The organism is Rhodanobacter sp. C01 (assembly GCF_002001045.1).
In the GTDB taxonomy this organism is placed as follows: domain Bacteria; phylum Pseudomonadota; class Gammaproteobacteria; order Xanthomonadales; family Rhodanobacteraceae; genus Rhodanobacter.
Window position 1 is genome coordinate 319,148 of record NZ_MUNR01000012.1, and the last position, 12,928, is coordinate 332,075.

10 protein-coding genes are annotated in these 12,928 nt (G+C 64.4%); 2 read left to right on the top strand and 8 right to left on the bottom strand.

The features are described 5' to 3' along the window. Positions 1 to 51 precede the first annotated feature (51 nt). The 6 genes from B0E50_RS13100 to miaA form a co-directional block, all read right to left on the bottom strand. Entirely contained in the window at positions 52 to 1,344 is a 1,293-nt protein-coding gene (locus tag B0E50_RS13100; protein WP_077441717.1) for an adenylosuccinate synthase, read from the bottom strand. 117 nt (positions 1,345 to 1,461) lie between these two features. Continuing rightward, positions 1,462 to 2,334: a protease modulator HflC gene (gene hflC / locus B0E50_RS13105; RefSeq protein WP_077441719.1), complete on the bottom strand. Its 873-nt coding sequence runs from the start codon at positions 2,332 to 2,334 to the stop codon at positions 1,462 to 1,464. Then, positions 2,334 to 3,404, bottom strand: coding sequence for an FtsH protease activity modulator HflK (gene hflK, locus B0E50_RS13110; RefSeq protein WP_077441721.1), 1,071 nt, complete (start codon positions 3,402 to 3,404; stop codon positions 2,334 to 2,336). Before hflK ends, hflC begins: the two co-directional genes overlap by 1 nt. 176 nt (positions 3,405 to 3,580) lie before the next feature. Beyond that, on the bottom strand, positions 3,581 to 4,882 hold the full coding sequence (gene hflX / locus B0E50_RS13115; protein WP_077441723.1) for a ribosome rescue GTPase HflX: 1,302 nt from the start codon (positions 4,880 to 4,882) through the stop codon (positions 3,581 to 3,583). Positions 4,883 to 4,939: 57 nt separating this feature from the next. Then, entirely contained in the window at positions 4,940 to 5,227 is a 288-nt protein-coding gene (hfq, locus tag B0E50_RS13120) for an RNA chaperone Hfq (RefSeq protein ID WP_077441725.1), read from the bottom strand. 133 nt (positions 5,228 to 5,360) lie between these two features. Next, positions 5,361 to 6,341: a tRNA (adenosine(37)-N6)-dimethylallyltransferase MiaA gene (gene miaA / locus B0E50_RS13125; RefSeq protein ID WP_077441727.1), complete on the bottom strand. Its 981-nt coding sequence runs from the start codon at positions 6,339 to 6,341 to the stop codon at positions 5,361 to 5,363. Between the two features lie 154 nt (positions 6,342 to 6,495). Here miaA and B0E50_RS13130 point away from each other — a divergent pair, with 154 nt between their 5' ends. After that, complete coding sequence (locus B0E50_RS13130) at positions 6,496 to 7,194, top strand: hypothetical protein (protein ID WP_077441729.1); 699 nt, start codon at positions 6,496 to 6,498, stop codon at positions 7,192 to 7,194. A 138-nt stretch (positions 7,195 to 7,332) separates the two neighbouring features. Here B0E50_RS13130 and B0E50_RS13135 read toward each other — a convergent pair whose 3' ends face one another. Next, a complete protein-coding gene (locus tag B0E50_RS13135) occupies positions 7,333 to 9,495 on the bottom strand; it encodes a S46 family peptidase (RefSeq protein WP_077441731.1) in 2,163 nt (720 codons plus the stop codon). 104 nt (positions 9,496 to 9,599) lie between these two features. Next, positions 9,600 to 11,672, bottom strand: coding sequence for a hypothetical protein (locus B0E50_RS13140; protein ID WP_077442002.1), 2,073 nt, complete (start codon positions 11,670 to 11,672; stop codon positions 9,600 to 9,602). Positions 11,673 to 11,864: 192 nt separating this feature from the next. Between B0E50_RS13140 and tdh the strand changes: the two genes are divergently transcribed. Continuing rightward, a complete protein-coding gene (tdh, locus tag B0E50_RS13145; protein WP_168170877.1) occupies positions 11,865 to 12,899 on the top strand; it encodes an L-threonine 3-dehydrogenase in 1,035 nt (344 codons plus the stop codon). Positions 12,900 to 12,928 lie beyond the last annotated feature (29 nt).

Here is a 12,928-nt window from a genome sequence, read left to right on the forward strand (position 1 = left end):
AGAGCCCCTGTCAGGGACTCTTTTTTATCTGTTGCTTCGGTATCTTGCCAATCAAGCAAACGGATCATCCAACACAATCGTGTCGTCACGATCCGCGCCGGTGGCGACCAACGCCAAACGGCAGCCGGAGAGTTCTTCCACCGCGCGCAGGTATGCGCGAGCCGCGGGCGGCAGCTTGTTCCAGTCGCGGATGCCGGCGGTGGATTCTTCCCAGCCGGGGAATTCCAGGTAGACCGGCTTGCACTCGTCCCAGCCGTCGGCGTCGAGCGGGGCCAGTTCGCGGCGCTTGCCGCGGTATTCGTAGGCGATGCAGACCTTGATGGTTTCCAGGCCGTCCAGCACGTCGAGCTTGGTGATGGCCAGGCCGTTGATGCCGTTGATCTGGGTGGCGCGCTTCAGCGCGACCAGGTCGATCCAGCCGCAGCGGCGCGGGCGGCCGGTACTGGCGCCGAACTCGTTGCCGACCTTGCGCAGACGCTCGCCCATCTCGTCGTGCAGTTCGGTGGGGAACGGGCCGCTGCCGACGCGCGTCGCATAGGCCTTGCAGATGCCCAGCACGTAGTCGATATCGCCCGCGCCCACGCCGGTGCCGGCCAGCGCGCCGCCGATGGTGGTGTTGCTGGAGGTGACGTAGGGATAGGTGCCGTGGTCGATGTCGAGCAGCGCGCCCTGCGCACCCTCATACATGATGTTGCCGCCTTCCCTGCGGATGTCGTGCAGGATGGTGGCAACGTCGTCGACCATCGGGCGGATGTATTCGCCCCAGGCCATCGCGTCGTCCAGCACCTTCTGGTACTCGACCGGCTCGACCTTCAGCCACTGGGTGAGGATGAAGTTGTGGTAGTCGACGGCGGTCTTGATCAGCGCCGGCAGTTCATGCGGGTACATCAGGTCGGCCACGCGCACGCTGCGGCGGGCGACCTTGTCCTCGTATGCCGGGCCGATGCCGCGGCCGGTGGTGCCGATGGCCTTGCCGCCGGCGGCGACTTCGCGCGCCTTATCGACGGCGATGTGGTACGGCATGATCAGCGGCGTGGCCGGGCTGATCTTGAGCCGCGAGCGCACTTCGACGCCGTTGGCCTCGAGTTCGGCGATTTCCTGGATCAGTGCCTCGGGCGACAGCACCACACCGTTGCCGATCAGGCACAGTGCGTCGTCGCGCAGGATGCCCGAGGGGATCAGGTGCAGCACGGTCTTCTTGCCCTTGATCACCAGGGTGTGACCGGCGTTGTGGCCGCCCTGGAAACGCGCCACCGCACTGACCCGCTCGGTCAGCAGGTCGACGATCTTGCCCTTGCCTTCGTCGCCCCACTGGGCACCTAGGATGACTACTGACTTACCCATGATGTTCTCGCTTCGTTGGTCATGCCCGCTGATGGGGCATCGTCAAATATTTAGATGTCATTCCGGCGTCGGCCGGAATGACATGTGGTCCGGAATAACGTGCCGAAATCCGCCGGCTCAGCGCTTGCCCGATGCCGCCGGGTTACTGAAGTAGCGCATGAATTCCGAATCGGGTTTCAGGATCAGCACGCCCTTGCCATCCTCGAACGACGTCTTGTACGCCTGCAGGCTGCGGTAGAACGCAAAGAACTCCGGATCCTGGTTGTAGGCCTCGGCATAGATCTGCGCCGCCTGCGCATCGCCTTCGCCACGCACCTTGGCTGCGTCGCGCTGGGCATCGGCGCGCAGCACCTGGCCCTGGCGGTCGGCATCGGCCTGGATCGTCTCGGCCGATTCCTGGCCGGTGAAGCGCAATTCGTTGGCCAGTTGCAGGCGCTCGGCGCGCATGCGCTTGTAGACCGATTCGCTGACCTCGTTGGGCAGGTCGATGCGCTTGATGCGCACGTCGACCACGGCGATGCCGAGGTTCTTGCGCGCCGAGACGTCAGTCTGCTGGCGCACGCGCTCGGTGATGTCCTTGCGGCCGCCGGAGATCAGGTCAGGCAAGGTGCGCGCGTTGAACTCGAAACGCAGTGCATCCTTGACGATCGGGGTCAGCCGCTGCGCCGCCATCAACTGGTCGCCGCCGGTGGCGCGGTAGTAGGCAGCGTTGTCGGCGACGCGCCATTTCACGTAGAAGTCGACGTTGACGCTCTTCTTCTCGGAGGTGAAATAACGCTCGGGCGGCGCATCCAGCGAGAGGATGCGCTTGTCGAAATCCATCACCTGCTGGATCACCGGCAGCTTGAAGTGCAGCCCCGGCTGGTAGTCGGTATGCACGATGCGGCCGAACTGCAGCAACAGCGCGCTGTGCCCTTCGCTGACCACGAACATGCTGTTGAGGCCGAGCAGGATGACGATGGCCGCGATGATGGCGGCGGTGAGCTTCATCATGGCTGGGTCCCCTTGTCGGCCGCGGTGCTGGCCGGCGCCGGCGTGATCGCACCGGCCGTGACCGTGCCGGTTTCCGGCGCTGTCGCGCCGCCCTGCTGGCTTGGCAGGTTGATGATGTTGCGGCCGTCGGAGCCGTCGATCACCTTGGGATTGTCGGCCATCACCTTTTCCATGGTTTCCAGCCACAGGCGCTTGCGCGTCACTTCGGGCGCGGCCTTGTACTGGGTGAGCAGCAGGTTGAAGCGGGCCGTGTCGCCCTGTGCGCGGGCAATCCGCTCGGCCTTGTAGCCGGCCGCCTCGGCGGCGATGCGCGCAGCGTCGCCACGCGCCACCGGCACCACCTTGCTGGCATAGGCCAGGGCACCGTTCTCGATGCTCTGCTTGTCCTCGCGGGCGTTGTTGACGTCGTCGAAGGCGTCCTTCACCTCGTTCGGCGGGGACACGTTCTGGAAGCTGACTTCGGTGACGCGCAAGCCGGAGTCGTAGCCGTCCAGCGTCTTCTGCAGAGTCACCTGGGCCTCGCTGACCAGGCTCGCGCCGGCGGCGGACAGGATCTGGTCCATGTCGCTGCCGCCGATCACCGAGCGCACCGCCGCTTCCGCCGCGGCGCCGATGGTGCCGTCCGGATCGTTCAGCGAGAACAGGTATTTGCGCGAATCGTCCACCTGATACTGCACGGTGAAGTCGATCGTGATGATGTTCTCGTCCTTGGTCAGCATCGCCACCTTGTCGGTAACCGAGCGGATGCGGGTGGCCTCGACCTTGGTGACCGATTCGATCGGCTGCGGCAGCTTCAGGTGGAAACCCGGTGCCAGCGTGCGCGAGTATTCGCCGAAACGCAGCACCACGCCGGTCTGGCGCGCACCAATGATGGTGTAGCAGCTGAGCACCAGGGCAACCGCCAGCAACACCAGCACGCCGGTGAGGATGCTGCCGGGACCGTGTCCGAGCTTGCCGAGAAGGGATTTCAGGTTGCCGAGCAGGTCATCCAGTGGCGACTTGCCGGACTGGCGCTTCCTGCTCCACGGATCGTTCTGCCCGTTCTTGCCGGGTTCATTCCATGCCACTGTCAGTCTCCTTGAGGCCGTCGGAGGCCGGCAACCACGGCCGGAACACGCGTTGAACCGGGTTACACATGAGATTCAGCCAAAGCTGTCGAGGTTGGTGTGCAGCCCATGGGGGAGCCGCACAAACGCTGGATATTCTAGCAGAGCCGGATGACATCGTCCGCTGCGCAACAGCCCTACTCCGCCGGAGCCAGCAGTTCGCGCAGCAGGAGGGTTTCAGCCGCATTGCCGCCACTGAGCGGTGCGATCACGCTGCGCGGCGCGTCGATGCGCAGCTGCCAGCCATGTTCGTCCACGGTTTCGCCGGTGATCGCACCGGCCGCCTTCAGCCGCGCATGCAACCGGCCGGCTGACAGCGGCAACTGCAAGGCCGACTGTACCCGTTCACCGCCAAGCAATTCGCCCAGCGCCTCGCGCAGCAGATCGAGCCCGATACCGGTGGCGGCGGACAGCCAGACGCGCACGGGTTTACCGGCGGCATCGCGGTCGATTCGCGGTTCGGCGCCAGCCAGGTCGATCTTGTTCATGATGTGCAGCTGCGGCACGTCGCCGGCATCGATCTCTTCCAGCACGTTGTCGACCACGCGGCGCAGGCGCTCGCGCTCCTCGTCGGCCGCATCGCTGACATGCAGCAGCAGGTCGGCATCGCGCGCCTCGGCCAGAGTGGCGCGGAACGCGGCGACCAGGTCATGCGGCAGCTCGCGGATGAAGCCGACGGTATCGGCCAGAACGGCCGGGCCGCAGCTCAGGTCCTCCAGCTTGCGTACAGTGGGATCGAGCGTGGCGAACAGCAGGTCGGCGGCAAAGACTTCGCCGGTGGTCAATGCATTGAACAGGGTCGACTTGCCGGCATTGGTGTAACCGACCAAGGCCACCCGCGGCACGGTGTTGCGCAGCCGCGCGCGACGCTGCTGGCCACGCTGGGTCTGTACCTTCTCCAGCCGCTTGCTGAGCATCTTGACCCGCTCGGCGAGCAGGCGGCGGTCGGTTTCCAGCTGGGTTTCGCCAGGGCCGCGGTTGCCGATGGCGCCGCCACGCTGGGCGTCCAGATGGGTCCAGCCGCGCACCAGCCGGGTGGCCAGGTGCTTGAGCTGGGCGAGTTCCACTTCCAGCTTGCCTTCGTGCGAGCGGGCGCGCTGGGCAAAGATGTCCAGGATCAGCCCGGCGCGGTCGACGACGCGGATGCCCAGATGCTTCTCGAGGTTGCGCTCCTGCACCGGCGTGAGCACGTGGTCGACCAGCACCAGGTCGGCCTCCAGCGCACGCGCCGCCTCGGCGACCTCGTCGGCCTTGCCGCTGCCGATGTAATAACGCGGGTTGGGATCCTCGACGCGGGCACTGATGACACCCAGCACCTCGGCACCGGCGGACTTCACCAGTTCGGCGAACTCCGCTGCGCGGCGCGCCGTATCACCTTCGCCGCGGGAATGCGGCAGAACCAATACGGCGCGGTCGCCTTTCTTTTGTCTATCGAACACGAGTGGGCATGATCCTTCAGGAGCAGACCTACTTCATGCGGGCTGACACCCCGTCAATCAAGCGTCTGCGTCATTCGAGGCCGGCGTCGGGTCGATGTGGCCTTCATGGCCATCGTGACCGTCATGGCCATTGCCGATACGCACATTGCGGCTGGGCACCACGGTGGAGATGGCGTGTTTGTAGACCATCTGGCTGACCTGGTTGCGCAGCAGCACCACGAACTGGTCGAACGACTCCACGGTTCCCTGCAGCTTGATGCCGTTGACCAGATAGATGGCCACCGGCACACGCTCGCGCCGCAACGCATTCAGAAACGGATCCTGCAACGATTGTCCCTTGGACATTTCTTGTTCTCCCCTTGCCACGGACAGGTCCGGGAAAAAACGCCAAAGGCGCCCCGGCCCAACATGACTGGGATGTTAGCCGTTTTCAAATGATTGATGGAAGGGGATTTTTGCGTGCCGGCGGCGCACTGGATCACGCTGGTGACGGTTTGGCATGCTGCAAACCACCCGATTCGCCCAGGAACAGCTGCACCGCATCCGCTGCACGGGCTGGCAGATCGGGGCGATCGGGCTCGAACAGGCGTGCACCGACGTCGCTGCGCAACCAGGTGATCTGCCGCTTGGCCAACTGGCGGGTGGCGAAAATGCTGCGGTCGCGGAACTCAGCCGGAGTGGAATCGCCGTCCAGGTGCTCCCACGCCTGCCGGTAGCCGACCGCACGGATCGCCGGCAGGTCGGCATGCAGGTCGCCGCGGGCACGCAGGGCGCGCACTTCGTCGAGAAAGCCTGCCTCCAGCATCGCGTCGAAGCGATGCGCGATGCGTTCGTGCAGGAGGTGGCGATCGGCGGGCAGCAGGGCCAGCTTGAGTACGCGCCAAGGGAAGTGTGCGTGGTTCCTGCCGAGCTGGAGTTCGGACAACGTGCGGCCGGTCAGCTCGATCACTTCCAGTGCCCGTTGCACTCGTTGCGCGTCGTTGCAGCCGATCCGTTGCGCGGTAGCCGGGTCGAGCCGTGCCAGCATGGCATGCATCGCGGGCCAGCCCAACCGCCCGGCCTCGTCAGCCAGTCGTGCCCGCGTCGCGGGATCGGCTTCCGGCAAATCGGAAAGCCCCTGCTGCAGGGCGCGGAAATACAATCCGGTGCCGCCAACCAGCAACGGTACCCTGCCCCGCGCGCTGATCTGCTGCATTACCGGCACCGCGTCCGTGCGGAAATCCGCTGCCGAATACGGTTGCGACGGATCGCGGATATCGACCAATGCATGCGGATAACGCGCCAGCGTCGCCGGATCCGGCTTGGCGGTGCCGATATCCATGCCGCGATAGACCAGCGCCGAATCCACGCTGACCAGGTCCAGCGGAAAGCGCTCGCTCAACGTGCATGCCAGCGCGGTCTTGCCCGAAGCCGTCGGGCCCATCAGGAAAATGGCGAGAGGGCGCTGGTCGACTGACATCGCTCCATTGTAGCGGGCACGTCGGCGTCAACCAGCGCCGCGTGAAATGCGTTTCAGCGAAGCCACATCCGCACTTGCAGCTCCGCCAGCCGAGCAGCGATGCGCAGTTCGACGACCATCACGCGATTCCTGCCCACCATCAGAAGCCTCTCTCATGACGTCCACGAAACCGCTCGGTCTGCCACGGGCACTGCTGCTCGCCACGTCTTCACTTGCAGTTGCCGGCACGCTCCACGCCGCCGGTTCTGGCCTGCTTGACTACAGCGGTATCTGGCGACTGGACGAGCAACACAGCGACAGCCCGTCCGATATCGACGCGCGCCTGCGCCTGGAAAGAAAGCGCGAAGAACCCGTGCAGCAGCCCGCCAGCAGCTCGTCGACCGGCACGCCATCGGCAGGCCAGAAAAGCGGCCAGCATGGCGGTCATGGTGGCGGCAATGGCATGGGTGGCCACGGCGGCCATGGCGGCGGCCGTGGCCAGTCCAAGACATCGACGAGCGACAACGGGACGGCACCTCCCGATGCGCCACCACCGCTGCTTGCCGACGATTCGCTGCTGAACGTGCAGCAGGATGCCAAGGGTATCCGGGTAGTGCTTGGCGACAAGGATCAGCTGGACAGCAGGCTCGACGGCTTTGCCCGGCAGTCGCTCAACGGCAGCGCGATGGTGCAGAGCCAGCTGACCGCCACGGGTCTGCAGATCAGCATGCAGTTCGATGGTGATGTCCGCCTCCGGCAAGACTGGGTGCAGTCACCCGATGGCCATCATCTGACCGTCACCGAAACGTGGACCACGCCTGCCGTGCAACAGCCGATCGTGTTCAAGCGCAGCTACGACCGGCTGGATATGTAGGAGCGGCTTCAGCCGCGATGCTTTCGGGCTTTGTTGGGCTGGATCAGGAGCATCGCGGCTGAAGCCGTTCCTGGAAGCCGCACAAAGCAAAGGCCCGCGTCATCGACGCGGGCCTTTGTCTTTTCATGGGCTACTGACTTACTTCGCCGGCACGCCCATTTCCTTGAGCAGGTTGTCGGCGTGGTCGAGGTGGTGCATCACCCACAGCATGTAGCGCACGTCGACCTGGATCGAGCGGTTGAGCTGCGGGTTGAACAGCCAGTCGCCGCTCACCGATTCCCAGTTGCCGTCGAATGCCAGGCCGACCAGCTGGCCGTTGGCATCCATCGCTGGTGAGCCGGAGTTGCCGCCGGTGATGTCCAGGTCGGCGAGGAAGTCGACCGGCAACGTGCCCTGCTTCTTGCTGGCGTAACCGTCGAACGCCTTCGCCTTGATCGCGGCGATCTCGGCCTTCGGCGCATCGAACGGCTCAACGCCGGTGTCCTTCTCAAGGATGCCCTGCACTGTGGTGAACGGCGAATAGCTGGCGCCATCACGCGGTGCCACGCCCTGCACGTTGCCGAAGGTGACGCGCAACGAGCTGTTCGCATCCGGATACACCGGCAGGTGCTGCGAATCCTTCCACGCGATCATCGCCTGCATGTAGCGCGGGCGCAGCTTGCTCATCTCGCCGGCACGGGCGTCCATCTCGTCCGTGAGCTTCTGCAATTGCGGCTGCACCGCAACGGCGAGCTTGAGCATGCTGTCGTTGCTGGCGTCGATCGCCTTGGCGTCGGCCTTGAACCACTTCAGACGCTCGGCGGTGCTGCCCAGCTGGCTGCCGGCGTATAGCGCGGCAACCTTCTGCGTCAGCTGCGCTTCGGTCTTCGCATCGCCCAGCCACGCATCGAGCGCGGGCAGACGCTGATGCTGCGGCAGGGTCACGTAACGCTGCAGCGCGTAGACCATGAACTGCTGGTCGACTTTCGGATCGTAACGGCGCTCCATCTGCTTGAGGCCGCCCTCGATGCGTACTTCGTCGCGCTGCTGGTAGCCGGCATCGCGTTCCAGATCGGGCTTGGCACGCTCCTTCGACAAATGCACCAGGCGTACTGCGCTGCTGAACATCGCACTGCGGTTGAGCAGAGTAAGGTCCAGATCACGCTCACGACCGGCCTTGTCGGCGGCGATGGCTTCGCGCAGTTTGCCGATGTCAGCCACCAGCGTCTCGTTGTCGGCACCGCCCTGTTGCTTCAGCCACGCATCAAGCTGGGCTTCCTGCGCGCGCTTGACGTTGACCGCGTCGGCACGTCGCAACCCTTCGAGCTGGCCACCGAAGTTCTTCAGATAGTTGTTGAGGCTGGCGACCATGCTGGCGTACTTCACCGTCACGTCGGGATTGGCCTTGCCGGCGCTGTCGATGATGTTCAGCGTGTCCTGGTAGATCTTGATCTGGGTCGGATAGACCCAGTCGATCGAGCTCTGCACTTCGTCGGCGAGGCGGTAGCGATTGGTGCGACCGGGATAGCCGACCACCATCACGTAGTCGCCGTTCTCCACGCCTTGTGGGTTCACCTTCAGCACGTGCTTCGGGTGATACGGCACGTTGTCCTTCGCATAGGTGGCCGACTTGCCATCCTTCGAGACGTAGGCTCGCAGGTAGCTGAAGTCGCCGGTGTGGCGCGGCCACATCCAGTTGTCGACGTCGCCGCCGAATTTGCCGATCGACTCCGGCGGCGCGTAGACCAGGCGCACGTCCTTGATCTCCAGTTGCTTGATCAGCTGATAGCTATAGCCGCCATGGAAGGTGTAGACGTCGCAGCGGTAACCGTCGCCCTCGCAGCTTTTCACCAGCTCCTTGATCGCCAGCTCGATTGCCTTGTAGCGCTCGGCGCCGCTCATCTGGTCGTTGAGCCTGGCGGTCACGTCCTTGGTGACGTCGCGGATCTCCTCGGTGACGAACACACGCATGTCCGGCGAGCCCTGCAACTCATCCGCCTTGGTCTTGGCCAGGAAGCCGTCGACGATCAGGTTCTTCTGCGGCGTGGAGTTGTACTGCAGCGCGCCGTAGCCGCAATGATGGTTGGTGACGATCAGGCCGTCCGGCGACACGAACGACGCGGTGCAGCCGCCGAGGCTGACGATCGCGCCCATCGGATAGGCAGTCAGATCGGTCAGTTTGGCCGGATCCAGCTTCAGGCCGTGCTGCTTCAGCGTGTCGGCAATCTTCGGCAATTGGGCGGGCTGCCACATGCCTTCGACCGCATGGGCGGCCGGGGCCAGCACCATCGCTATCGCCAAGCCCATTGTTTTCAAGCGCATTCGTTTTTCCCCTTTGGGTAATCGCATGAATTTGCGACCATAGAATGAAACCGCCGGATCGGCAACGCTGCACGGCACATGGCGTCGACATGAGCCAGAAGGGATCATCGACAGGATTTCTTTTCGGACGCATCTGCTGCGGCAGCCGGCGACGGCAACGCCAGAAACACGGTGCTCCACAGCTGCGCGGCGTTGGACTCGTCCTCGTGCGCGCCCTCAGCACCGAACGGTTCGATCTGGTAATGCCCGTTGGCGTACGACCATGACCACAACTCCGAGGTACGCACTGCATCCGCGGCACAAATGACCCGCCACAGCTTTGCTTGCGCACCGGCCACGCGAGCACGGGTGGTGGCCGGCAGATCGCTGCGGGCCAGCTGGCGTTGCAGGCCCGCGGCCATCACCGCCTGCTGCCAGGCCCAGACCACGGTGCCGTGATAGGCGTTGTTGCCGAAGCGCGGCCACACGTCACGATCCGCGTAGGCGGGATTGGCGACCAGCATGCCAATATCCGTCATCAGGCCAGCCGGGAACGGCCGCATCAGGCTGTCGACATCGCGATCCAGCGCAGCCGCATCCGGCCGACTGAATAGCAGGCGAAAACCCTCGTCTGAATGCATCACCGGCACCGGCTGGCCCTGCGCGTTCAGCGCAATGGCGGGAAACTCCAATGCAGCGCCGCCCAATGCCGTCAGTGCAGGTGCATCGGCAACACCAACCTGTTTGGCATACGCACGCACTTGCTGTGCGGCACGCTCATTCGGCAGGCGCACGGCGAACAGCGCAATGGCTTTTCGCTCCCAGTCATCGGCATGCGTAGCAGCCACTCGCAGGCGCTCGCGCTGATCCGACGTGGTGTAGCCATCCAGCAGACCGGCATCGAGGAAACTGCCAATCGCGCGCAGCGCTGCCGGCATCCAGACCGCATTCACATCGTAGGGATAGCGGCCGCGACCGATGCCCTCGTTGCTGTCGCGCCATTGCCCAACCGGACTGTTTGGCTTGAGCGCGATCAGGTTCGTGTACACCGGCTTGCGCGCAAACGCTTCGCTGCTGGCAGCGACAAACAGCAGATTGCGTACCAGCGCATCGCCTTGTCGCACGCCCTTCGTGCTGCTGGCCAGGAACGCGGCTGCACCTGTGCGCCCGCGTGCATCCTCCAGCAGCCATGCCGCGGCGACCGGCGGCAGCATGTAGTCGTCGTCGACCATCACATAGTTGTAGATCGGCTCGGCCGACGAGTTGCCTTGCTCCTTGCGGTGCCGCAATACCGCGAACTCGCCAATATCCTCCTCATGCGCAACCTCGCCATCGGCCGAGAGTCGCGCCAGCACCGAGGCGATGCCAGCGTCGACGGCAGCCGGCTGCAACACCGGCATGAGCAGGCGCAGCGACATCAGTGTGTCGCGGCCGAAATAGGTGTCAAAGCGCCAGGAACCGGCGAGGAACTTCTCGCGGTAGCTGAGGAACTGCAACGCCTGTTGGCTGCGTGCGTCGGTCTGCGCGCGCTTGTTGAGCAGATCAGAAAACGGAGTCAACGGCGTCTCGCCGGTCGACGCCTCGATGTGCATGCGCAACGCTTCACCAGCGTGGTCCGGGCGCAGCACGATACGGTTTCCATCGCGCTGGAAATGGCCGTTGTCAGCACTCAGCGCGATGGCATAGCCCGGTGCGCCGTCCAGTCGATTGCGCTGCCAATGAATGGAACGCCCCGACAGCGTAGGCGTCGCGGCCGTTTCCTGGGGATAGCCCTGGGTCAGTTGGTAGTCGCGCAACACACGGATGCTGCCCAGGACAGCATCCTTCAGCACCAGCGCGTCGGCGATGACATTGGCGTCGGCGACGATGCCGTTCCAGGCGTGACCATCCTCCATGCGATGTTCGCCTTTCAATTTCGCCAGCGTCCATCGCACCGGCGCGGCGGTCGGCTCGAACCACACGCCTACACCGCTGTCACCGGCCGGAAATGCCACCAACACGCGGGGCTTGTTGCCGGAACTGAGCAACAGATGGGCGGCGATGTCGCCATCCTGATAGAACGCGTTCTCGATGTGCCCTTCGGTGATGCGGAACTGCAGCGGTGGCGTACCCTGATCAGTGGCCACGGCCGGCAACGATGCCGGCATAATCAACAGGGCGAGGGCCAGCAGCGCCGCCGGGCGACGACGTAGCGACATGACGAAGCGGTGCAGCGGAGCCGTCGTGCGGCCCCTTGTCTTCAAATGCATTGGCTTGACTCTGTGGGTTATCGCAGAAATTTGCGACACTAGAACGAAGCGGCCCGGCCGGCAACGCTGCAGCGCACGAAAGCGGTCTCGCCTGTCGCCTTCTATAATGTGCGTTTCCCCGCCCTCCCCCACGGAAATCCCATGCCTCAGACGATGAAAGCCCTGGTCAAGCGCAAGCCCGAGCAGGGCATCTGGATGGAAGAGGTGCCAGTGCCCGAGGTCGGCCCGAACGAGGTGCTGATCAAGCTGGAGAAGACTGCGATCTGCGGCACCGACCTGCACATCTACAAGTGGGACGAGTGGAGCCAGCGCACGATCAAGCCGGGCCTCACCATCGGCCACGAGTTCGTCGGCCGCATCGTCGAGATCGGCCCGGGCGTCACCGGCTACAAGATCGGCGACCGCGTTTCCGCCGAAGGCCATATCGTCTGCGGCCACTGCCGCAACTGCCGCGCCGGCCGCCAGCACCTGTGCCCGAACACCATCGGCATCGGCGTGAACCGCAACGGCGCATTCGCCGAATACATGACGATGCCGGCCTCGAACCTGTGGCCGATCCCGGACCAGATCCCGTCCGAGCTGGCGGCGTTCTTCGATCCGTACGGCAACGCCGCGCATTGCGCACTGGAATTCAACGTGATCGGCGAGGACGTGCTGATCACCGGCGCCGGCCCGATCGGCATCATCGCCGCCGGCATCTGCAAGCACATTGGCGCACGCAATGTCGTGGTCACCGACGTCAACGACTACCGCCTGAAGCTGGCCGCCGACATGGGTGCCACGCGGGTAGTCAACGTGACCAACCAGTCGTTGAAGGACGTGATGAAGGACCTGCACATGGAGGGCTTCGACGTCGGCCTGGAAATGAGCGGCAATCCGCGTGCGTTCGGCGACATGCTCGACTGCATGTACCACGGCGGCAAGGTGGCCATGCTCGGCATCATGCCTCGTGGCGCTGGCATCGACTGGGACAAGGTGATCTTCAAGGGCCTCACCCTGCAGGGCATCTACGGTCGCAAGATGTACGAGACCTGGTACAAGATGACCCAGATGGTGCTGACCGGCTTCCCGCTGCAGAAGGTGCTCACCCACCAGATCCACATCGACGATTTCCAGAAGGGTTTCGACCTGATGGACAAGGGTGTCTGCGGCAAGGTTGTCTGTTCCTGGAACTGAGCCGGGTACCGCTGCCCATCGCCGCGCTA

What these genes read in the sequence shown, in the direction of transcription:
- B0E50_RS13140 (WP_077442002.1), bottom strand. Translation starts at nt 11,672, where the DNA reads ATGTCGCTACGTCGTCGCCCGGCGGCGCTGCTGGCCCTCGCCCTGTTG.
- B0E50_RS13135 (WP_077441731.1), bottom strand. Translation starts at nt 9,495, where the DNA reads ATGCGCTTGAAAACAATGGGCTTGGCGATAGCGATGGTGCTGGCCCCG.
- B0E50_RS13100 (WP_077441717.1), bottom strand. Translation starts at nt 1,344, where the DNA reads ATGGGTAAGTCAGTAGTCATCCTAGGTGCCCAGTGGGGCGACGAAGGC.
- hflC (WP_077441719.1), bottom strand. Translation starts at nt 2,334, where the DNA reads ATGAAGCTCACCGCCGCCATCATCGCGGCCATCGTCATCCTGCTCGGC.
- miaA (WP_077441727.1), bottom strand. Translation starts at nt 6,341, where the DNA reads ATGTCAGTCGACCAGCGCCCTCTCGCCATTTTCCTGATGGGCCCGACG.
- tdh (WP_168170877.1), top strand. Translation starts at nt 11,865, where the DNA reads ATGCCTCAGACGATGAAAGCCCTGGTCAAGCGCAAGCCCGAGCAGGGC.
- hfq (WP_077441725.1), bottom strand. Translation starts at nt 5,227, where the DNA reads ATGTCCAAGGGACAATCGTTGCAGGATCCGTTTCTGAATGCGTTGCGG.
- B0E50_RS13130 (WP_077441729.1), top strand. Translation starts at nt 6,496, where the DNA reads ATGACGTCCACGAAACCGCTCGGTCTGCCACGGGCACTGCTGCTCGCC.